General features: G+C 57.3%; 19 protein-coding genes. 10 read left to right on the forward strand and 9 right to left on the reverse strand.

Translation table 11 applies throughout. The features are described from left to right. The first annotated feature begins 56 nt into the window (after positions 1–56). From fadI to sixA, 3 genes are all read left to right on the forward strand, one after another. On the forward strand, positions 57–1,367 hold the full coding sequence (gene fadI, locus FVB43_RS05660) for an acetyl-CoA C-acyltransferase FadI (RefSeq protein ID WP_133841311.1): 1,311 nt from the start codon (positions 57–59) through the stop codon (positions 1,365–1,367). Further along, positions 1,367–3,520 carry a fatty acid oxidation complex subunit alpha FadJ gene (fadJ, locus tag FVB43_RS05665; RefSeq protein ID WP_167863569.1) on the forward strand — a complete coding sequence of 718 codons (2,154 nt, stop codon included), beginning with the start codon at positions 1,367–1,369 and terminating at the stop codon, positions 3,518–3,520. The genes fadI and fadJ overlap by 1 nt, the downstream gene beginning before the upstream one ends. 171 nt (positions 3,521–3,691) lie before the next feature. Continuing rightward, on the forward strand, positions 3,692–4,174 hold the full coding sequence (gene sixA / locus FVB43_RS05670) for a phosphohistidine phosphatase SixA (RefSeq protein WP_133841313.1): 483 nt from the start codon (positions 3,692–3,694) through the stop codon (positions 4,172–4,174). Positions 4,175–4,262: 88 nt separating this feature from the next. Here sixA and smrB read toward each other — a convergent pair whose 3' ends face one another. Beyond that, positions 4,263–4,820: an endonuclease SmrB gene (gene smrB, locus FVB43_RS05675; protein WP_133841314.1), complete on the reverse strand. Its 558-nt coding sequence runs from the start codon at positions 4,818–4,820 to the stop codon at positions 4,263–4,265. A gap of 199 nt (positions 4,821–5,019) precedes the next feature. Between smrB and prmB the strand changes: the two genes are divergently transcribed. From prmB to FVB43_RS05695, 4 genes are read left to right on the forward strand one after another with little or no spacing between them, the layout of a single operon-like run. After that, the gene (gene prmB, locus FVB43_RS05680; RefSeq protein ID WP_133841315.1) at positions 5,020–5,952 is read left to right on the forward strand and encodes a 50S ribosomal protein L3 N(5)-glutamine methyltransferase; all 933 of its coding nucleotides are present in this window, start codon (positions 5,020–5,022) and stop codon (positions 5,950–5,952) included. Between the two features lie 25 nt (positions 5,953–5,977). Beyond that, positions 5,978–7,063 (forward strand): chorismate synthase, encoded by a 1,086-nt coding sequence (gene aroC, locus FVB43_RS05685; protein ID WP_167863570.1) that lies wholly within the window; start codon positions 5,978–5,980, stop codon positions 7,061–7,063. A gap of 3 nt (positions 7,064–7,066) precedes the next feature. Next, positions 7,067–7,894 carry a penicillin-insensitive murein endopeptidase gene (mepA, locus tag FVB43_RS05690; protein WP_167863571.1) on the forward strand — a complete coding sequence of 276 codons (828 nt, stop codon included), beginning with the start codon at positions 7,067–7,069 and terminating at the stop codon, positions 7,892–7,894. A gap of 13 nt (positions 7,895–7,907) precedes the next feature. Then, positions 7,908–8,705, forward strand: a complete 798-nt coding sequence (locus FVB43_RS05695) for a sulfite exporter TauE/SafE family protein (RefSeq protein WP_133841318.1) — start codon at positions 7,908–7,910, stop codon at positions 8,703–8,705. A 267-nt stretch (positions 8,706–8,972) separates the two neighbouring features. Here the strand turns inward: FVB43_RS05695 and FVB43_RS05700 are convergent, their stop codons facing one another. Continuing rightward, the gene (locus FVB43_RS05700) at positions 8,973–10,145 is read right to left on the reverse strand and encodes a Gfo/Idh/MocA family protein (protein WP_167863572.1); all 1,173 of its coding nucleotides are present in this window, start codon (positions 10,143–10,145) and stop codon (positions 8,973–8,975) included. 9 nt (positions 10,146–10,154) lie between these two features. Further along, positions 10,155–11,048 carry a myo-inosose-2 dehydratase gene (gene iolE / locus FVB43_RS05705; RefSeq protein ID WP_159336255.1) on the reverse strand — a complete coding sequence of 298 codons (894 nt, stop codon included), beginning with the start codon at positions 11,046–11,048 and terminating at the stop codon, positions 10,155–10,157. 153 nt (positions 11,049–11,201) lie between these two features. On the opposite strand from iolE, the gene FVB43_RS05710 reads away from it, so the two are divergent. Further along, positions 11,202–12,023 (forward strand): helix-turn-helix domain-containing protein, encoded by an 822-nt coding sequence (locus FVB43_RS05710; protein WP_159336256.1) that lies wholly within the window; start codon positions 11,202–11,204, stop codon positions 12,021–12,023. Here FVB43_RS05710 and FVB43_RS05715 read toward each other — a convergent pair. Then, positions 11,997–14,582, reverse strand: a complete 2,586-nt coding sequence (locus FVB43_RS05715; RefSeq protein ID WP_133841322.1) for a bifunctional diguanylate cyclase/phosphodiesterase — start codon at positions 14,580–14,582, stop codon at positions 11,997–11,999. The two genes, FVB43_RS05710 and FVB43_RS05715, sit on opposite strands and share 27 nt — an antisense overlap. 410 nt (positions 14,583–14,992) lie before the next feature. Here FVB43_RS05715 and FVB43_RS05720 point away from each other — a divergent pair, with 410 nt between their 5' ends. Beyond that, entirely contained in the window at positions 14,993–15,541 is a 549-nt protein-coding gene (locus tag FVB43_RS05720; RefSeq protein ID WP_133841323.1) for an elongation factor P hydroxylase, read from the forward strand. A 30-nt stretch (positions 15,542–15,571) separates the two neighbouring features. Further along, positions 15,572–15,844 (forward strand): YfcL family protein, encoded by a 273-nt coding sequence (locus tag FVB43_RS05725; protein ID WP_133841324.1) that lies wholly within the window; start codon positions 15,572–15,574, stop codon positions 15,842–15,844. Positions 15,845–15,889: 45 nt separating this feature from the next. Here FVB43_RS05725 and FVB43_RS05730 read toward each other — a convergent pair whose 3' ends face one another. The 5 genes from FVB43_RS05730 to FVB43_RS05750 are packed head-to-tail and all read right to left on the reverse strand — an operon-like array spanning position 15,890 to position 21,439. Beyond that, positions 15,890–16,864, reverse strand: a complete 975-nt coding sequence (locus tag FVB43_RS05730; RefSeq protein WP_205945462.1) for an XdhC family protein — start codon at positions 16,862–16,864, stop codon at positions 15,890–15,892. After that, entirely contained in the window at positions 16,864–17,442 is a 579-nt protein-coding gene (locus FVB43_RS05735) for a nucleotidyltransferase family protein (RefSeq protein ID WP_159336257.1), read from the reverse strand. Before FVB43_RS05735 ends, FVB43_RS05730 begins: the two co-directional genes overlap by 1 nt. Then, on the reverse strand, positions 17,443–18,735 hold the full coding sequence (locus FVB43_RS05740) for a c-type cytochrome (RefSeq protein WP_133841326.1): 1,293 nt from the start codon (positions 18,733–18,735) through the stop codon (positions 17,443–17,445). After that, a complete protein-coding gene (locus FVB43_RS05745; RefSeq protein ID WP_167863573.1) occupies positions 18,732–20,969 on the reverse strand; it encodes a xanthine dehydrogenase family protein molybdopterin-binding subunit in 2,238 nt (745 codons plus the stop codon). The genes FVB43_RS05740 and FVB43_RS05745 overlap by 4 nt, the downstream gene beginning before the upstream one ends. After that, on the reverse strand, positions 20,966–21,439 hold the full coding sequence (locus FVB43_RS05750) for a (2Fe-2S)-binding protein (RefSeq protein WP_133841328.1): 474 nt from the start codon (positions 21,437–21,439) through the stop codon (positions 20,966–20,968). The genes FVB43_RS05745 and FVB43_RS05750 overlap by 4 nt, the downstream gene beginning before the upstream one ends. Between the last annotated feature and the right edge of the window lie 126 nt (positions 21,440–21,565).

Raw genomic sequence — 21,565 nt, forward strand, 5'->3', positions numbered from 1 at the left:
TATTGCCGCCCATGCACCGGCAACACGACGCAACAGGGAGCAGAAAGGTGAGAATAATGAGTAAAGCTATACCTTTGCTGACACGTCAGGGTGACCGTATCGCAATCACCCACGGATTGCGTACGCCATTTGTCCGCCAGGCCACCGCGTTTCACGGTATTCCGGCGCTGGAACTGGGGCGCATGGTGATCAGTGAACTGCTGGCGCGCAGCGAGATCCCCGCTGACGCCATTGAACAGCTGGTGTTCGGCCAGGTGGTGCAGATGCCGGAAGCCCCCAATATTGCCCGTGAAATTGTGCTGGCCAGCGGCCTGAGTGTGCATACCGATGCCTACAGCGTCAGCCGCGCCTGCGCCACCAGCTTTCAGGCGGTGGCGAATGTGGCCGAGAGCCTGCTGGCAGGGACGATTCAGGCCGGTATTGCCGGTGGCGCGGACTCTTCCTCAGTGCTGCCGATTGGCGTCAGTAAAACGCTGGCGCGGGTGCTGGTCGACCTCAGCAAAGCGCGTACGTTGCCGCAAAAACTTACACTCCTTAGCCAGCTGCGTCCGCGCGATTTACTGCCGGTGCCTCCGGCGGTGGCCGAATATTCCACCGGGCTGCGCATGGGCGATACCGCCGAACAGATGGCGAAAGATCATGGCATTACCCGCGAGCAGCAGGATGCACTGGCGCACCGCTCCCATCTTCATGCGGCGCGTGCCTGGCAACAGGGGCTGTTAAATGACGAGGTGATGACGGCTTATGCTCCCCCGTGGAAGCAGCCCGTTCAGCAGGATAACAATGTGCGCAGCGAATCCCGTCCTGAAGACTATGCCCGCCTGCGCCCGGCATTTGACCGAAAACACGGTACGGTCACGGCAGCAAACAGCACGCCACTCACCGACGGGGCTGCTGCGGTGGTTCTGATGACCGAGTCCCGCGCGCGCGAGCTGGGCATGGTGCCGCTGGGCTACCTGCGCAGCTATGCGTTTACCGCCATTGATGTGCGCCAGGATATGCTGCTGGGGCCTTCCTATGCTTCACCGCTGGCGCTGGATCGTGCGGGGATCACGCTGGCCGACCTTTCTCTGATTGATATGCATGAAGCGTTTGCGGCGCAGACGCTGGCTAACCTGAAGATGTTTGCGGATGAACGTTTTGCCCGCGAGGTGCTGAACCGTCCCCATGCGCTGGGCGAGGTGAATCAGGAGCAGTTCAACGTGCTGGGTGGCTCTATCGCTTATGGTCATCCGTTCGCCGCGACCGGGGCACGGATGATCACGCAGACGCTAAATGAGCTGCGTCGGCGCGGTGGCGGGCTGGGGCTGGTGACCGCCTGCGCCGCCGGGGGTTTGGGTGCCGCAATGGTTTTGGAGGCGGAATAATGGAACAGAAAACGGCTTTTACGCTCAGCATGCGCCTGGATAACGTCGGCGTGATCACTATCGATGTGCCTGATGAGAAGATGAACACGCTGAAGGAGGCCTTTGCCGGGCAAATTCGCGATGTCCTCAGACAGGCACGGTCCAATCCGCACCTTGCCGGGCTGGTGCTGATCTCCGGCAAGCCGGACTCTTTTATTGCCGGGGCCGATATCAGCATGATCGCGGCCTGCGACACGGCAGAGCAGGCCAGCGCGCTGGCACACGCCGGGCAGACCGTGATGGCGGAGATCGCTGCGCTGCCGGTGCCGGTCGTGGCCGCCATCCACGGTGCCTGCCTCGGGGGCGGCCTGGAGCTGGCACTGGCCTGCCATCATCGCGTCTGTTCGCTGGATGATAAAACCCGGCTCGGCCTGCCGGAAGTCCAGCTGGGGCTGTTGCCGGGCTCCGGGGGAACGCAGCGGCTGCCGCGTCTGATTGGCGCTTCGACCGCGCTGGATATGATCCTGACAGGCAAAACCCTGCGTGCGCGTGCGGCCCTGAAATGCGGGCTGGTGGATGACGCGGTGGCAGCGAGTATATTACTGGAGACAGCGGTGAAGCTGGCACTGAAAGCGCGCAGCGCCAGAAAGCCGTTACCGCTGCGCGAACGGCTGTTAACCGGCCCGGCGTGCAGGGCGATACTGTTCGCGCTGGCAAAACGCCAGACGCAGGCGAAAACGCACGGGAATTACCCGGCGACAGACAAAATACTCAGCGTGGTGCGCTGCGGGCTGGAACAGGGCAGCGGTAGCGGTTATGCCGCCGAGGCGCAGGCATTTGGTGAACTGGCGATGACGCCGCAGTCCGCCGCTTTGCGCAGCCTGTTTTTCGCCACTACCGCCCTGAAAAAAGATCCGGGTGCCCAGGCTGCGCCGCGTGAGTTGAAGCGTATTGGTGTGCTGGGCGGTGGCCTGATGGGGGGAGGTATCGCCTGCATCACGGCTACCCGCGCCGGGCTGCCCGTGCGCATTAAAGATGTGAACCCGGAAGGCATTAACCGGGCGCTGAAAACCAGCTGGCAGGTGCTGACTCAGCAGGTCAACCGCCGCCGCCTGAGTGTGGCAGAGCGTCAGCAACAGATGGCATTGATCAGCGGTGGCACTGACTATCAGGGCTTCCGCCAGCGTGATATGGTCATTGAAGCCGTCTTTGAAGATCTGGCGCTGAAGCAAAAAATGGTGGCTGAGGTTGAGGCGCACTGTTCGCCAGACACGCTGTTTGCTTCTAATACGTCATCGCTGCCGATTGCGGATATTGCCTCTGGTGCGCAGCGGCCAGAGAATGTCATCGGTTTGCATTACTTCAGTCCGCCGGAAAAAATGCCGTTGGTGGAGGTGATCCCCCATGCCGGAACGGCGGCGGTCACCGTGGCCACGGCGGTGGCGCTGGCGAAGAAACAGGGTAAAACACCGATTGTGGTGGCCGATCGGGCCGGGTTCTACGTTAACCGCATTCTCGCCCCCTATATGATTGAAGCGATGCACTGTCTGCTGGAAGGGGAGCCGATTGAGTCTATTGACCACGCGCTGGTGCAGTTCGGTTTCCCGGTGGGGCCGGTGCAGTTACTGGATGAAGTCGGGATTGATGTCGGCACGCATATTATGCCAATCCTGCAACAGGCATGGGGCGAGCGTTTTGCATTACCGGCCACGCTGGATGCGGTGCTGAAGGACGATCGCAAGGGACGGAAGAACGGACGTGGTTTCTACCTTTATCCGCAGAAAGGGCGGAAAAAGCAGCCGGACAGCGCGATTTATCGCTTGCTGAATATCAGTGCAAAACACCATCTCAGCGCACAGAATATCGCTCAGCGCTGTGTGATGATGCTGCTGAATGAGGCGGCGCGTACGCTGGACGAAGAGGTGGTTTCCTGCGCGCGTGACGGCGATATCGGCGCTGTTTTTGGCATCGGCTTCCCGCCGTTTCTCGGGGGTCCCTTCCACTATATGGACCAGTTAGGCATCGGTGAAGTGGTAAACAGTTTAGAGCAACTTATGCAGCGTCACGGGCCGCGTTTTGCCCCTTGTGAACGTTTGAAAAAAATGGCTGACGCCGAGGAAACCTTCTATAAACCGGAAGTTAAGCTGAATAGTTGCACTGATTCAGTGGGATAGTCTGGTGGGGTTAGCGAATGATGTTGGCGGGTTAATCTGCACGTCGCTCACTAAGTAAACAATCGGTTGACTATACTCAAGGCATTGGGGTACAACACAGCGTTCATTCTCTGGATGAAGAGTCGGACGGCGTTGTCCCCCGGCGTTTTTGTTTAACAACAGCGGTGCTATATGCAAGTTTTCATTATGCGTCACGGCGATGCAGCATTAGATGCAGCAAGTGATTCAGTCAGACCTTTGACCCATTGCGGCTGTGATGAGACTCGCCAGATGGCGACCTGGCTTAACGGCCAGTCAGTGGATATTGAGCGCGTACTGGTCAGTCCTTATCTGCGTGCGCAGCAAACACTGAATCAGGTACGTGAAGTGTTGCCCTTGCCGGAAGGCGAAGATGTGCTGCCGGAGCTGACTCCGGGCGGCGATCCTGGCCTGGTGGCCTGCTACCTGCAGGTACTGGCAAACGAAGGCGTCAAATCGGCGCTGGTGATCTCTCACCTGCCGCTGGTGGGCTATCTGGTGGCTGAGTTATGCCCGCAGGAAGCGCCACCGATGTTTGCCACCTCGGCGATTGCCTGCGTTGACTTCGATGCGGAGAATGCGGCTGGCAAGCTGGAATGGCAGGTATCCCCTGCCAAGTTAGCGAAAGCGATGTGATGCCTGCCCCAGGGGCCGATCTTTATTCCGGTCGGCCCGACCCCTGATCTCCATCGTGACACCTCCGTAGCGAAATACAGGCTCCGCGCTACGGCAGCATCAATTCCGGCGGCATCCACTCTTCAATCTCAATCAACACTAGCAGGGCAGCATCTCCGCCAAACAACTTCGGCGCCTGATGAAAGGCCATCACCATGGGGTGCTGGGCCAGCCACAGCGGTGTCTGCTGTTTGAGAACATGCTTGCCGTGGCCGTGCATTACGCTGGCACAGAAGATATGTTCGCGGCGACAGGCGGCAATCAGTGCACCCAGCTCCTCCTTGGCCTGCTTCTGGGTTAATCCGTGCAGGTCGAGAAATATCTCCGGGCTGTAATCCCCGCGTCGCAGCTTTTTCAACTCATAGTGGTCTACGTCGCTACGAACGTAACGCACCGCGCCTTCCGTCGCCAGCAGCGGCTGGAACTCATCGGAAAAATAGTGGCTGTTATCCATCTGCTCGGAGAGCAGGCGTTTCTGCGGGACTTCGCTTATCTTTTTGCGCGGTGGCTTATGGACAATCGTGTCCTGGGTCAGCTTGCGTGTGCCGGTCATCAGCCCGCGAAACAGCGCCCGATCGTCCGCATTCAGATTCTCTTTTTTACTCATCTCAGGGGATCGCTATGCTGTCAGTTAGGGTTTACTGCCCCTTTAAAGGGTCATTTCATCCACAATTTGGGGTCAGTCTACCTTTTCCTCGCCCATCGCTGAAACAAATCTCAGCTTTTTCACCCCCTCGCGCTGAATTATCTCAAGCTTCGTGGCAAACTAGCGCCCGGGTTTAACAGAACGGCCTGCGGAGGGCACTTTGGACAAAATTTTCGTCGATGAAGCAGTCAATGAACTGCACACTATTCAGGACATGTTGCGCTGGTCGGTCAGCCGCTTTTCTGCTGCTGATATCTGGTATGGCCACGGCACCGACAATCCCTGGGACGAAGCTGTTCAGCTGGTGCTCCCGACGCTTTATCTGCCGCTGGATATTCCTGAAGATATGCGCACCGCGCGTCTGACCTCGAGCGAGCGTCACCGCATTGTTGAGCGTGTGATCCGCCGTATTAACGAACGCATTCCGGTGGCTTACCTCACCAATAAAGCCTGGTTCTGCGGTCATGAGTTTTATGTTGATGAGCGCGTGCTGGTCCCACGTTCGCCGATCGGTGAGCTGATTAACAGCCACTTTGACGGCATCATCAGCCATGAACCCCAGCATATTCTGGATATGTGCACCGGCAGCGGCTGTATCGCTATCGCCTGTGCCTATGCCTTCCCGGACGCTGAAGTGGATGCCGTGGATATCTCCACCGATGCGCTGGCGGTTACCGAGCAGAACATTGGCGCACACGGTTTAGATCACCACGTTACGCCAATTCGTGCCGACCTGTTCCGCGAACTGCCTAAGACGCAGTACGACCTGATTGTCACCAACCCGCCGTATGTTGATGCGGATGATATGGACGACCTGCCAAACGAATACCGCCATGAGCCGGAACTCGGTCTGGCAGCAGGCAGCGATGGTCTGAAACTGGTCCGTCGTATTCTCGCCTGCGCACCGGACTACCTCAGTGAGCAGGGCGTGCTGATTTGTGAAGTGGGTAACAGCATGGTGCATATGATTGACCAGTACCCGGATGTGCCTTTCACCTGGCTGGAATTCGATAACGGTGGCGACGGCGTGTTCATGCTGACGAAACAACAGATTATCGATGCACAACATCATTTTAAAATCTATAAAGACTGATTCACCATTTTAGCGAGGAGCCAGCATGGCGGGTAATACCATTGGACAAGTATTTCGGGTCACGACGTTTGGCGAATCACACGGCATCGCCCTCGGTTGTATTGTGGATGGCGTGCCTCCGGGCATCCCACTGACCGAAGCCGATTTGCAGCACGATCTCGATCGCCGCCGCCCTGGCACTTCGCGCTATACCACCCAACGCCGTGAGCCGGACCAGGTGAAAATTTTGTCCGGCGTGTTTGAAGGCAAAACCACCGGAACCAGTATTGGTCTGCTGATTGAAAACACCGATCAGCGTTCGCAGGACTACGGCGCGATCAAAGATCTCTACCGTCCCGGTCATGCGGATTACACCTACGACCAGAAATACGGTTTTCGCGACTATCGCGGCGGTGGCCGCTCATCGGCGCGTGAAACGGCGATGCGCGTTGCGGCCGGGGCCATTGCGAAAAAATACCTTGAGATGAAACACGGCATTATCGTGCGCGGTTATCTGGCGCAGATTGGTGACGTGGCCTGCGAGCTGAAAGACTGGGACCAGGTAGAACAGAATCCCTTCTTCTGCCCGGACCCTGATAAAATTGACGCGCTGGACGAACTGATGCGTGCTCTGAAGAAAGAGGGCGATTCCATTGGTGCCAAAGTGACCGTGATGGCGGAAAACGTCCCGGCAGGTCTGGGCGAGCCAGTCTTTGACCGTCTGGATGCTGACCTGGCACATGCGCTGATGAGCATCAATGCGGTAAAAGGCATTGAGATTGGCGACGGCTTTGCCGTGGTCAGCCAGCGCGGTAGCGAACACCGTGATGAGATCCGTGCTAATGGCTTCCAGAGCAACCATGCTGGCGGCATTCTGGGCGGCATCAGCAGCGGTCAGAGCATTATGGCTCATCTGGCGATGAAGCCGACCTCAAGCATTACCGTACCCGGCAAAACACTGACCCGCAGCGGTGAAGAAGTTGAGATGATCACCAAAGGCCGCCACGATCCGTGCGTGGGGATCCGTGCGGTGCCGATTGCCGAAGCGATGATGGCGATTGTGCTGATGGATCACTTGCTGCGTCATCGTGCGCAGAATGCTGACGTTGAAACCACTTACCCGCGCTGGTAACCCATGAAAAAGACGCTGATGGCGCTGTGTGCGCTGTTGATATCGACGGCGACCGCACAGGCCGCCACGCCGTGGCAGACAATCCACCAGCCGATTAGCGGTGCACCGCAGTCAATTGGTGCCTTCTCTAACGGCTGTATTATTGGTGCACAGCCGCTGCCGCTGGAGGCATCCGGTTATCAGGTGATGCGTACCGATCAGCGTCGCTATTTTGGTCACCCGGACCTGATTGCTTTTATTCAGCGTCTCAGCACCCAGACAAATCAACGGGGGCTGGGGGAAGTGCTGGTCGGTGATATGGGCATGGCGGCAGGCGGTCGTTTCAGCAGCGGCCACGCCAGTCATCAGTCCGGGCTGGATGTGGATATCTGGTTACAGCTCCCCAAACAGCGCTGGACACAGCAAATGCTGCTGAAACCTCAGCCGCTTGATCTGGTTGCCGCCGATGGAAAAAATGTGGTGGCACGCCACTGGCAGCCAGAAATTGACAGCCTGATTAAGCTGGCGGCGAAAGATCCCGAGGTGACGCGTATTTTCGTGAATCCGGCGATTAAAAAGCAGCTTTGTGCGGATGCCGGTAGCGATCGTGAGTGGTTACGCAAGGTGCGTCCGTGGTTCCAGCATCGTGCCCATATGCATGTGCGCCTGCGCTGTCCGGCGGGAAGCCTTGAGTGCCAGGATCAACCGATCCCACCGCCGGGTGATGGCTGTGGTGCCGAACTGCAAAGCTGGTTTGCGCCAGCGAAACCGGGCAGTACACCGCCGGTGAAGCGCGAGCCCCCTCCGTTACCGCCATCCTGCCAGGCTTTGCTGGATAAACATTTACTGTAAGGCATAACGATAAATGGAATGGGTAAGTGTTGCTCCGTGGCTGTTGGGCGTGCTGTTTCTGGTGGCTTTACTGGCGGGGTTTATCGATGCGATTGCGGGCGGCGGCGGCTTACTGACGGTGCCTGCGCTGCTGGCCGCCGGGTTGTCGCCAGCCCAGGCGCTGGCGACCAATAAGCTGCAGTCGGTAGGCGGGTCGTTTTCTGCCAGCCTCTATTTTATCCGCCGCAAAGCCGTGGATTTACGCGAGCAAAAGCTGAATATTGCGCTGACCTTTTTAGGATCGATCAGCGGTGCGCTGCTGGTACAGCACGTGCAGGGCGATATTCTGCGCCAGCTGCTGCCGCTGCTGGTGATTACCATTGGTCTTTATTTCCTGCTGATGCCGAAGATTGGGGAGGAAGATCGTCAGCGTCGTCTCCATGGTCTGCCGTTTGCACTGGTGGCTGGAGGATGCGTTGGGTTTTATGACGGGTTCTTCGGCCCTGGCGCGGGTTCGTTTTATGCGCTGGCGTTCGTGACCCTGTGCGGTTACAACCTGGCGAAATCGACCGCCCATGCCAAAGTGCTGAACTTCACCTCCAACCTCGGTGGCCTGCTGCTGTTTATGATTGGCGGAAAAGTGGTGTGGCTGGTGGGGCTGGTGATGCTCGCGGGTCAGGTGTGCGGCGCACGTCTGGGTGCCAGAATGGTGCTGACCAAAGGGCAGAAGCTGATCCGCCCGATGATTGTGATTGTGTCGGCGGTGATGAGTGCGAAATTGCTGTATGACAGCCACGGCGCGGAAATCATGGTGTGGTTCCATTCGTTATAATGTGCTTTCGGGCGCGGCATGCCTCGCCTCTACGGATGCCACTGCCCGCGCATGGCATGCTCTTACGAATGCCGCGCCTCATAATGTGCTTTCGGGCGCGGCATGCCACGCCCCTACGGATATCACGTCCCTACGGATGCCTCGCCTCTACGGATGCCACATCCCTACGGATGTCACTGCCCGCGCATGGCATGCTCTTACGAATGCCACGCTTCTCCGTATGTAGCATCAGTAGGGGTCAGGCATGCCTGACCCGCTGCACAACACCTAACCTCTTCTCACATTGATCCAGCGGCGCTGCTCCATCGAATCCTCAATCGCCTGTAAGATGCGCTGATTCTCCCAGCCGAACGTAAAGTTCGGGTAGCAGTCGTCATCGCGGCAAATTCCCTGCACCAGGTCATACATTTCCAGCACTTTGACATCGAAGTAACCCAGCCCGCCGCCGCCGAAATCGAAGCCGAAGAAGGCTGAATAAGCGGGGATCTGGCTGCCCGCATACAGGGTTTTGAACCCACGATCGCGCTTATCATCGTTAAAACGGAATACCTGGAGTTCGTTAAAGCGCTCACCGTCCATATACAGCGTGCCTTCGGTGCCGGACACTTCCCAGTAGACGCCGAAAATGCGCCCGGCGGCAATACGTGAAGACTCAATCACCCCGGCAGCGCCGCTGTCGAAGCTCACCAGGCACTGCATCTGGTCATCGTTTTCCACCTCGCGACGTTGCGCATTGGCCTCGACCTTACTGGCGTAACCGCTGTCGACGCCGGGCACCGGACGGGTGTTAAGATGTGTCTGCCCGCTGGCGCACACTTCTTTGACGCCGCCCATCAGATACTGTGCCACCGACAGGGTATGGGCGCCCAGGTCGCCAAGAGAACCTGAACCAGCCAGTTCTTTCGAGCAACGCCAGGACCAGGGCAGCTCCGGGTCGTTATAGAAACCCTGGTCGAAAGTGCCGCGAAAACGCACCGGGGTGCCGATCTCGCCGCGCTCAATCAGCTGCTTCGCCAGCTGCGCCGCCGGGGTTTTGATATTGTTAAACGCCACCATGGTTTTCACCCCGGCCCGGCGTGCGGCTTCCGCCATCTCTCGTGCCTCGTATTCCGTGACGGCCAGCGGTTTCTCGCAGTAAACATGCTTCCCGGCGTTGATCGCAGCCAGTGCCATCTGATGATGCAGATGGTTGGGCGAGGTGATATCAATCACATCGATGTTCGGGTCCTGCACCATCTCCCGCCAGTCGCCAAAGGCGTGCAGCGCACCGAAGCGCTGTGCCGCCTGCTGTGCCATCGCCTGGTTCTGGTCGGCAATGGCGTACAACACCGGTGTTTTCGGTAAATCAGGGTAGAGCAGGGCAGCGCGGCGGATGGCGTCTGCATGCGCCTGCCCCATAAAACCGGAGCCGATCAGGCCAATATTCAGAGTGTCAGACATCGTATTTCCTTAGCGCGAAAAAAGAGCATTAACGTGATGGAAGGCGCGCGTCACGGTGGGCACCGGGGGCGCTTGGATCGGGTCTTGTTCTGCTTCAACGATCAGCCAGCCGCGATAGCCGCTGTGATTGACGAAATCCACCACCGGCTGATAATCGATACCGCCATCACCGGGCACGGTGAACATGCCGCCGCGTACGCCCTGGTTAAAACTTTCATCCTGCTGGTACACCTTTTCCAGGCGCGCACGACGAATATCTTTCAGGTGGATATGGCAGATACGGCTGCCGAACTGGCGGATCAGCGCGTTGAGATCGGCGCCTGCCGCCACGGCATGCCCGGTATCCAGCAGCATCCCGACATCCTCATGGGTGGCAGAGAAAAAGCGCTCGATCTCATCCTGATGCTCCACCAGCATCATCAGATGGTGGTGGTAAGCCAGCTTCAGGCCATATTCCTGATACAGTGCCGAGGCGAACTGGCTCAACCGCCGTACGTAAGCATCAAAGTCAATGGCGCTGAGTTTGGGTGAGTGGGAAATACCGATATCCAGCGGTGTCTCGCCGGGCATCCCCCCGCATTCGCCATACACCATGACGGAACAGCCCAGCGCACTCAGCAGGCGGGCATGATCGGCCACATTGTGCAGCTCCTGCTGCACGCTAATGTCGGCCAGGGTGCCGGAGAACCAGCCGGAAGCCAGTGACAGCCCGGTTTCCTGCAACAGCGGTTGCAAGGCTGCCAGCTCGCGGGGAAATTTACGGCCCAGTTCAATCCCCTGATAGCCGATGGCGGCAGCCTGCTGCATACATTGCAGGGCAGTGACATCATCCCCCAGATCTTCCAGCACATCGTTGGTCCAGGCCAGCGGACTGACGCCAAGACGCACGTTGGCATTTGCCATAGTTTTCTCCTGTCTGAAATCAAAGTTTGATCTGCGTCGCACAATCAGGCTCTGCGCACAGTTTCGGGTTGTGTTCGCCGCTATACGGCTGAAGAGTGGAGAAAAGATAGCCTGCCAGGGGCCGGGGGGTACATGACCAAAGTGGTGAAAAAAATGTCTGAAATCACACTGACGGTCCCCGTCATGGAGGGATATTTCGGTCTGTCGCGGTACGGGGCTGGGGATGTGTACGGGCCGCGTATTCAGCGCGGCATTCAGTTTATTGCGCTGCTGAGTGGCAGCGTGACGATTGAGACGGCGCAGCGTTCACTGCTGTTATTGCCCGGCACGCTGGCGTTGCTGCTGCCGGGAGAGCGTGAGTTGTTCCAGTTTGACTCACTGCTGCCCAGCGAGCATATCTGGTGCCAGCTGGATTTCGCGGCCCTCCCGGCGAACTTTAATCTCGAGCTGGCACATTTGCCTGCCACCATTGCTTTTGACCATCAGGTAGAGCAACTGATGGAGCTGGGCATCAGTTTAACCTCTCAGCCTGAAGGCGCACCGCGAGCGTTAATCTCGCTGGCAGAAACACTGCTCTATTACTACGCCTCACGCGCTATTCAGCCATCGGGAGAGGAGCGGCAAACCATGCCGAAGGGGGTACGTGAAGCCTGCCGCTTTATTGCTATGCGCTACCAGCATCCGCTGGCGCTGGAGGATATCGCAGCCCGCGCCCACTGTTCGGTAAATCATCTGATTGCGCTGTTTCGCCGTCATCTGCGCCAGACTCCGGCCCGCTATCTGCGCGATGTGCGCCTGCGCCATGCGGAACGCCTGCTGATGCGCAGCCACCTGCCCGTGGCACTGATCGCCGAGCAGTGTGGTTTTGTTTCGCCTTTTCACTTTTCACGCATCTTCAAAGAACATTACGGCCTGGCTCCGCTGGCTTTTCGCCAGCAGGCACAGGCATTAAGTGCGGGTGCGGCAGGTCGGTAGTGCAATCAGATGTTCAAGGGCCATCGGTTTGCCGATGTAATACCCCTGCAGGCTGTCACACTGCAACAGCGTTAACTGCTCCATCTGCGATTGTGTTTCAACGCCTTCGGCGGTGACATAGAGAGAATAGGCCTTGCCGAGGCCAATCATATTTTCGACGACTTGCCTGGCGCGTACCGAATCATCCATAGGGAAAATAAAGGATTTATCCAGCTTTATACCGTCAAACGGGAAGTTGCGCAGATAGCTTAACGAGGCAAAACCCGTGCCGAAATCATCGATAAGGAACTTCACGCCCAGTTCCTTAATTTGTAGCATGGTTTTCTGTGTCTTGGCCGGATCATGCAATGTGACATTTTCGGTGACTTCGATCTCCAGCAATGAGCTCTCCAGTCCTGTTTTTTCTAACACCCCTTTTATTCTGTTGTACAGGCTGCTGTCCTGGAATTCACTTGCCGAGATATTCACCGACACCGTTAACCCCGGCATAGCGTTCAGCGCATCACTGCAGGCTGTGAACAATACCCAGTCGCTGAGTGCGTTAATCAAGCCGGTTTCTTCCGCCAGCGGGATAAACTGGTCAGGCATCAGCAGTCCGTGGTGTGGGTGTTGCCATCTGACCAGCGCTTCAACCGCCGTGATACACGAACAGTGGGTATCGTAACGCGGCTGGTAAACCAGACGCAGCTGGCCTGCGCGAATTCCCTCACGCAGTTCCTGTTCCATCTCGCGGCGCTGGACAATTTTTTCCCCCATATCGCGCTGGAAGAATGCCCACTGGTTACGCCCCTCATTTTTGGCTTTGTAGAGTGCGATGTCGGCATAACGCAGCAGGTCACTGGCGGTACTGGCGTCCTGAGGGGCGAGGGCAATGCCCAGGCTGACCCCGATAAAAATTTCGCCGTTGGCAATCAGGAAGGGCCGGTTAATCTCATCAATAATCTGCTGGCACAGGGTGGCAATATCGCGCTGATCCTGAACCTCCGGCAGAATAATAATAAATTCATCACCGCCATGGCGGGTCACCATGCCGGATGTTTTCAGGCAGGCGCGTAGCCTGGCAGAGACTTCATGCAGCACGCTGTCACCGGCCGCATGCCCGTAGACATCGTTAACCGGTTTAAACTTATCCAGGTCAACCATCACAATAGCCAGCTGCTGTTCAGTGCTGGGCGCTGAATTCAATTTTCCTTCGAGGAACTCTTTCATCTGCACACGATTAGGCAGGCCGGTTAACTCATCGAAGTGTGATAAATAACGCACGCGCTCCTGTGCTTTTACTTCCTGGGTGACATCGGTTGCTGTGCCACGAAACCCGGTTTTTCCGCCAGGCAGGTACACGCGTTTAACGATCATATTGCAGTAGCGTTGATGTTGTTGGGCCGAGAGATAGTGGCAATGAGGAAGCGTGATGCGGCCACCGGACTGGCACAGGTAAGTCAGTTGCGCCAGGGCATTACTGTCGTTCAGTAAAAACTCCGTTGCCGGACGGCCAATCCAGTCAGAAATGTGGTAGCCGGTAATCACCGGGAAGCGCTCGGATATCCAGGTAAACGTTAAGTTCTCATCCGCTTCCCAAATCCAGTCCGTGGTGGTTTCAGCGACATCCCTGAAACGGCATTCGCTGTTGTAGAGTGCCTTCTTGCTTTGTTCCAGCTGGAAATGACTCTCATCACTGAGACGTGCTTTACGCAGGGCATTTTTCATCAGCATCAGGGCGGTCAGCAGGGTGGTAAACATCAGCAATACCAGCGCAGGCAGAATACCCGTTACCAGAGCATTACCGGGATCATCACTCTGCCAGGTGAATGTGATCGTTCCGCCCAAGGCGGGCAGTGCCAGCATGTTACGGTCTTCAGGCTGGAGTGCGGTTTGTGTACTGAATATTTGTGCGCCCTGGATACCGTATTCCAGCGCCATATGACTCAGCTTCTCCGGGGTGAGCCTGTCGGCGAAGATAAGAATTGAATGCGGGCCGTTTTCCGTATCTGCACTGGCCGCCCCATCGGGGGTGATCCAAGCGGCGCTGACGATGGTGACTCGCCCCTGCGAGACCACCAGCATCGAGATGGCATTCCCCCCTGACACATTCAGCCGTTGCTGAAGCTGGGGCAGAGGATCGATGCCCAGCCATGTTGCAACGCTCTGTAGCTTCAGCTGTCCTTCGAGCACGCTGTAACCTGTTTTTCCCTGCGGAGAGACAACGAAAATGCCCTCATAATGAAAACGTTGATACAGGGACTCCCCAAGGTTTTGATTGTCCCAGGCCCATTCGGTGTTTATCGTCAAATGCAGATTTTTCCAGGCTTCGCCCCAGTCGGCATTGTCCATCGTATGCGCATGCATAATATCCTGACGGTTTTCGATTGCTTTACCCATCAGTAACTGAAGGTGCTTGTCTTCATGGGTATTCTGTTGAGCGGCGATGTAAAACAGCGCAACGATAGCGCAAAGAAAAAGTCCTCCCAGTAATACCAGCATACCGACCAGGGGCTGCCTGATCAGTCCACGGGTATTTCCGTTGATCATCATTGTTGTTTTATTTGATTTTTGCTTCATTCACACTCGCCTGAAAGGGTATGAGGTTGTCAACAGGATTTCAGGACGTCCATGTCACGGGCTAAGATTATTTCACTGATTTCAGCGGGATAAGCGTGGCAGCCAGAGAATATTTAAAGGTGGAAAGCGTTATCTCATCAGCATGTTCAATGAGATGTTTTGAGATTGCGCATAGTTAAAGTAAAACGTTTATTTTTCCATAAAATAAGATGGCGCAATAAAACGATCGCGCCTGTGCCAACGGTTATCGGAGCGTTAAGCCGAAACTTTATGCGTCATGTTGGCGAGTGGTGGTAAGACATTGATAACCTGCCCACCTTTTTCGCGTGAGACAATATATGCAATAGTGCTCGAAACCTGCCTGACAAAATGTCAAAATTGCGCGTTTTTTACTGACACGACAAATAGCTATGAGCCAGCAACACCACTATCAGGATCTGATCGATATCTTCGATCGCTGCTTTATGAATGATTTTCAGACCCGCCTGATTAAAGGTGATGACGAACCGATCTATCTTCCTGCTGACGAGACGTCACCCTGGAACCGGGTAGTGTTTGCCCACGGTTTCTACGCCAGCGGAATGCATGAAATTTCCCACTGGTGCATTGCCGGTGCCGAGCGCCGCAAGCAGGTGGATTTTGGCTACTGGTACTGCCCTGATGGGCGTGATGCTGAGACCCAGGGCCAGTTTGAATCCGTCGAGATCAAACCCCAGGCGCTGGAGTGGTTGTTAAGTGTTGCGGCAGGCTTTCCGTTCAATGTAAGTTGTGACAATCTTGAAGGTGATTGTGAACCGGATCGCATTGCGTTCCAGCGTAAAGTTCATGCTCAGGTGATGGACTATCTGGAGAAGGGCATTCCTGCGCGCCCGGCCCGACTGATCGCTGAACTTCGCTCGTTTTACTCAACTCCACCGCTGACGGCGGCACTGTTTCCCTGGCCGGAAGATTTGTGCTGAACGGGGAGCGACTAGCTTACAGAGGATTATATGATCGATGAATTTGAGGCGCGTATTCTGGGCCTGATTGATGACATGGTAGAACATGCCAGCGACGATGAGCTGTTTGCCGGCGGTTACCTGCGTGGTCATCTGACGCTGGCCGTGGCCGAAATTGAACAGGCCGGCGAACACACGCCGGAAGCGTTGCAGACTCAGGTGCAAATCAGCCTGGATAAAGCGATCAAGGCAGGTGAGCTTTCCCCGCGTGACCAGGTCCTGGTGATGAGCATGTGGGACAGGCTGTTCCTGCAGGCCCAGTAAACGGCGTACGACCCGCAGGGCAGAAGGCCGCCTTCTGCCCTGTATTCAAACCCCATTCTTTACCCGAACAATATCCGCCATAATCGCCAGCGCAATTTCTGGCGGCGTTTTGCTGCCCAGCGCCATGCCTACTGGCGCGCTGATACGTGCCAGCTGTTCACGGCTCAGCTCTCCCATTTCTGCCAGCCGCACCCGCCTGCGTTCACTGGTACTCTGTGAACCCAGTGCACCGATATAAAATGCGGACGTATGACAGGCTTCTACCAGCGTCAGGTCGTCAATGCGCGCATCGTGTGTCAGGCTGAGCACCGCCGTATGTGCAGGACATCCGTGCTGCTCCAGATGGCGGGCAGGAAAACAACGAATCATTTCCACCCCGGAATTCAGCATCGTGCGGGCGTCAAACTCAGCCAGCCACGCATCGCGATGCTCGCATACCTGGATATGAAACCCCAGCATGCGTGCGAAATGCATGCAGTATTCCGCCACCGGAGATAGCCCGGCAATCAGTAACGTGGTAGCTGCACTGAGCGTCAGGACCAGGCCATTAGCCTGCTGCGTCACGCGCGGCCGCCCTGTTATGATGTCAGTGGGGAGCAACCGCCCCGGTTGGCCGGGCGCAATCTGTTTTTCCAGACTGACCTCGCCGCGCAGCGCCTGAAGCATTTGCGTCAGGTAGTGTTCGGTCTCTGCCGACGCGGGGAGGTATTCAATCAATACATTAAGGCTGCCGCCGCAGGGCAGCGCGACATTCGGTGACAGCCCCCCTGTACCGTATCGTACCTGCTGGCTGGGCAGTCGGTGGTCACCTGCAGCCAGCCGCTGCAGAAAATCCTGTTCGATGCAGCCGCCGGAAAGCGAACCACAGACAGCACCCTCTTGAGAAACCGCCAGCAACGAGCCGGGCGCACGGGGTGCCGATCCCCAGGTTTGCAGGACGGTACACAGCCAGATACAACGCTGCTTACTCACCCAGGTCAGGGCGTTTTCCAGCACCTGGATATCCAGAGAGCTCACCATCAGAATTCCGCCCAGTCACCAGGGACATCCACATCGCGCACGCAACCCGGGTCGTCCACCTGTAACAGCAGCGGCGGGGCACCGTTCAGAATAGAACGTGCCCCCTCCTGGCCTTGCAGGCCGAGTAACGTTTCACGCACGTTGGCACTGAAGCCGACAGGGTGGCCGACCTGCAGCTTCCACTGCGGGCGGACAATATCGGCAAAGGCCAGTGCCTGACGGACTCGCTTTACCGTATTTAACTGTAACCAGGGCATATCAGCCAGCATCACCAGCCAGCCGGACCAGTAAGGCTGTGCCGCCACGCCTGCGGCGATCGAGTCGCCCAGAGAAGGGCTCTCCAGCAACGTGATGCCACAGTGATAACGCCGTGTCGTCTCGATCAACGCGTGATCTTCCGGACGTAACACCACATTCACCCGCTTGCCGCAGGCGGCAGTGGCTATTTGCAAGGTGTGGGCCAGCAGCGACAGATTGCCGCACACCTGATGCCTGACCAGCAGCTTATGCCGCCCATCCTGTTCGCGGTAGCGCCGGCTGTTGCCTGCCGCCATCACTAATATCCCCACATCCTTCATTTATTCGGCTCCATGATTCTGCTGACGAATCGCTGCCACCTTGTTCTCCAGATCGGACCAGGGCGTTTGACCCGCGAAATCAGTGCGCAACCAGTTCAGCAACGTGGCGATCTGGTGATCGCTAAGCTGATGGCGGAAGCCGGGCATGGTGCCCAGATCGCGGGTTGCCGGATGGCTGATACCGTCCAGCACAATGCGGATAAGATTATCGGGCATAGCGCTATACAGATTACTGTTCAGCGCCAGTGACGGGCGCACACCCAACAGCTGCGGCCCTTTCTGCCGGGAGTGGCAGACCATACAGGAACCGGCATACTGCCGCGCTCCTGCGGAGTCGAGACGCAGTGCACGTTGTTCTGCACGTGCAGTCAGTTCATCGGCCTGTGCCAAGCTGGGGGACTGGAAGCTGACCAGCCAGTGGGCTAATGCCTGCAGATCCTCATCCGATTGCTGCGAGAGCCCGCCCGCGATCACCGGTCCCATCGGGCCTGCTGCTACGCCGTGTTCCGGGGAATATCCGGTACGCAGATAGCGCTGCAACTGCACTTCATCCCAGGCGACAGGTGCCGGAGATCGGTCGTTAAGCGCGGGGGCGATCCATCCTTCAGCAACACCGCCACTCAGCGCATCACTACCGTGTTTTTCGGCAGCGGCCAGATTACGCGGTGAATGGCAGGCGCTACAGTGGCCCAGCCCTCCGGCCAGATAAGCCCCCCGATTCCATATGGCGCTCTGCTGCGGGTCCGGTGTGCGTTCTCCCGGGTGCAGGAACAGCCAGTTCCATGCCGCCATCCCCTGGCGAATACTGAACGGAAAGGATAACCGTGTTTCCGGCGGCTGATAGCTGACGGCGGGCCGGGTCATCAGAAAGGCATAAAGGTCATGCAAATCATCGTTGCTGACTTGCGTGAAGGAGGTATAGGGAAACGCCGGGTAGAGGTAATGCCCACGGCGGTCAATACCGTAACGCATCGCGCGCAGGAATGCCGGGTAAGACCAGCCGCCAATCCCGCTGGTGAAATCCGGGGTGATATTACTGGTGTAGATCGTGCCAAACGGCGTGTCCATGGCCAGCCCCCCGCTGTTGGTCACGCCCCCCGGGCGGGTATGACAGGCGCTACAGTCACCCAGTGCCGCCAGGGTTTTTCCTCTATTGATACTTTCGGCAGAAAACTGCGCGGCATCCGGAGGGGAAATCGGGGCAATCTCGGGTTGCAGACTGAATATCGCCACGGCGACAACCAGTGCCAGCACCGTCCCGCCTGACATGCGCAGCCATTTATTCTGAATCATACGTGGCCTCCCTGTAACGCGCGCAGCACGCGATCCGGGGTAAACGGCGGCGCACGGAAACGAATGCCGGTGGCATCAAACAGGGCGTTTGCGATGGCTGCGGCCCCCGGCACGGACGCGGATTCGCCGGCACCCATAGCGGGTTCGTCCGGGTAGTCCATCAGCGCGATCTGGATGTCAGGCAGCTCGTCAAAACGCAGTAGCGGGTAGCTGCCCCACTCAAGTGAGGTCGTCCCGCTGGCATCAAACGTGACAAACTCTTTTAACACCCGGCTGGCGCACTGAATAATATTGCCGTGCACCTGATGGCGAACCCCGTCCGGGTTGACCATTTGCCCGCAGTCGTGGCTGACGAAGATGTTGTTCAGCGTAATCTCTCCGGTTTGGCGATTCACGCTTAAATCACAGACCCAGGCAGCCCAGGCGGCACCAAATCCGGGGAACTGACTGTGGACATAGCGCGCCGAGGCGAAACCACGACCCCGTAGTACGGAACCCTCGTGTTGAGGGCGATGGTGAGGCGGGCCATTTTTCCATTTAGCCATTTTCTTCAGATGGTTAATCATGACAATCGCACGTGAATCTTCAAGGTGTTCCAGGCGCAGATCGATCGGATCGCGGCCAGAATGCCAGGCGATTTCATCGATCCAACTCTCATGAGCAAACACGTTCGGCAGAGCCGAAACGCCGCGCATCCATGAAGCGCGTACCAGCGGGGCGGCATCTTCACAGATCATCCGCATATGGGGAAAGTGGTACTGCGGAATGGCGGTGCGATCCCCCATTGACTGGACGACTGGCTGATTGGGCACTTTTCCCGTCAGGATCAGCGGCAGGGTGGTGGCATTATTGGAGGGATAGCAGGTGCGCAGCGTATAGCATGAGATATTCATCATGCGGTCCAGCCCACCGCTGACGCGGATTAACTGCGCGGCGCCTTTGGGCTCCCATGCGGCTTCCTGTTCGCGCATGAGCTGCACGCGCACGGGTTTGCCCGTTGCCTGTGACAGCAATGCCGCATCGGCGGTGACATCATCCGCGCAGTTACGCCCGTAACACCCGGAGGCCTCCATACGTTTCACCTCGACCATGGCAGGGGCCAGTTCCAGCAGCAGTGCGATGTCTTTACGCAGATCGTGTGGGTTCTGCGTGCCTGACCACAGCGTGGCCTGCCCGTTGCGCACGTCGGCTACGGCACAGGAAGGACCGATAGAGGCATGAAGTTGATAGGGCCAGACGTAGTCGGCATCAACGGCGACATGCCGGTTCTTCAGCGCGCTGTCAGTGCCTGCATCGTCACGCAGTACGCGCGGGGTTTTCTCACAATTGGCCAGCGTGTGATGCAACTGGTCCAGGCCCAGCGCAGGCAGTCCGGCCCAGGGCTTCCAGTTCACTTTTAGCGCGTACATCGCAGCAATCGCGTGCTCTTCACGTAAGGCGACAATGCCGACAAAATCCTTCATCACCACAATCTTCACGATACCCGGAAGATGGGCAACAGAATGCTCATCGACTGAAATCAGACTGTGCCCCAGCGGGGCACTGCTATCAGCACCGCCATAAGGCGGGCGCACTACGCGGCCATGCAGCATACCGGGTATGCGGAGATCGTGAACCCAGGTCAGTTTGCCACTCACTTTTGCCGGAATATCCACGCGCGCCACCGATTTACCGGTATAGCGGTTTGCGCTATACAGCGGGACAGCGGTGTCCAGAGGCAAATGCGTGTCTTTATCCTGAGCCAGTTGGCCATAGCTCAGGCGGCGATCCGGACGCTGTCGGTCAATGACCCAGCCCGCATTGGTATACACCTGGCTTGCGGAGAGATTCATGGCTTTTGCCGCCAACAGCATAAGTTGTTGACGCAACTGGCTGGCTGCCTGGCGAAGCGGGACCGCCGTCACCTGTAGTGTGGCGCTGGCAATTGTCGGGCCCTGATCCGGCGTTGAAGCGGTATCACCCAGTATCATCGTAATGGCGCTGAAGGGAACATCCAGTGCATCGGCGACATATTGCGACAGCGCCGTACGCACACCGGTGCCGAGGTCGACATGGCCGTTAAAGGCGGTCACTTTGCCATCTGCGGCCAGTGCGATAAAACTGCCGATCGTGACCGGGGGTGAAGCGCTTATTGCCGTGGATTGGGCCAGCGAAAGGTTTGGCAGGAGAGTGCTTACACTTATAAAACCCCCCATCTGCACCAGGCGGCGGCGTGTCAGAGTGAACAGGTTCATGATGGCTGACTTCCGCTGATGAGTTCGCGTGCCTTCTGCGCCGCGCGCAAAATTTCCAGATGGGTGCCGCAGCGGCACAGATTAAATGCCAGCTCATTTTTAATCTGCAGCTCTGATGCCCGCGGATTGCGCCGGAAGAGTGCCACCAGCGTCATGATCATGCCGTTGGTGCAGTAGCCACACTGAGCGGCCTGTTCATCAATAAAGCCCTGTTGTACCGGATGCAGCCCATCATCCTCTGCCAATCCTTCCAGGGTCGTGACTTGCCTGCCGGCGACAGTATGGACAGGCACGCTACAGGATCGGGCGGCCACACCGTCAATAATAATGGTGCAGGCACCACATTCACCGATGCCGCAGCCAAACTTTGGACCATTTAACTGGAAGTCATTACGCAATATATAAAGAAGGGGGGTATCTGAGTGCACATCGTCAATCGAGACGTGCCGGCCGTTAAGCGTGAAGTCCATAGCAAATCATCCTTGATGGCCCGTTCTTTCCGTTTGTTCGTTTACGGGCCAGATACAAAAATGCCCCTGAAGAATTCAGGGGCACAATGGGAATCTTATGCTATTTATCCGGCGCGGGTCATGATA

It is taken from the genome of Erwinia rhapontici (assembly GCF_012271765.1).
GTDB lineage: Bacteria > Pseudomonadota > Gammaproteobacteria > Enterobacterales > Enterobacteriaceae > Erwinia > Erwinia rhapontici.